Consider the following 521-nt stretch of genomic DNA (forward strand, 5'->3'; position numbering starts at 1 on the left):
TCGCCAGCGTGCCAGGCGGCGCCGGCAACGTGCAGGAGATCTACCCGCTGGCGCCATTGCAGGAAGGCATCCTCTATCACCACCTGAGTGCCGAGCAGGGCGACCCCTATCTGCTGCAGACCCGTCGCCAGCGTGCCAGGCGGCGCCGGCAACGTGCAGGAGATCTACCCGCTGGCGCCATTGCAGGAAGGCATCCTCTATCACCACCTGAGTGCCGAGCAGGGCGACCCCTATCTGCTGCAGACCCGCCTGGCCTTCGACAGCCTGGAGCGGCTGCAGGCCTGTGCCGAGGCCCTGCAACAGGTCATAGACCGTCACGACATCCTGCGTACCTCGGTGGTCTGGGAAGGTTTGGCGGAACCGGTGCAGGTGGTCTGGCGTCAAGCCCGTCTGTACGTGCACGAAGTCACTGGGCTGGGCGAGGAGGCGGTGATCGAGCGCCTGCACGATCACTTCGACGCACGCTCGCAGCGCCTGGACCTGACCCAGGCGCCGTTGCTGCGCCTGACCTACGCCATGGA

Annotated in this window: 1 pseudogene; it reads left to right on the top strand. The window is 66.6% G+C overall.

Features of this window, described 5'->3' with window-relative positions:
• Positions 1 to 117: 117 nt before the first annotated feature.
• Positions 118 to 521 (top strand): annotated as a pseudogene (locus ABZO33_RS26855) (condensation domain-containing protein); the annotation flags it as partial.

It is taken from the genome of Pseudomonas sp. CAM1A (assembly GCF_047501685.1).
In the GTDB taxonomy this organism is placed as follows: Bacteria; Pseudomonadota; Gammaproteobacteria; order Pseudomonadales; family Pseudomonadaceae; genus Aquipseudomonas.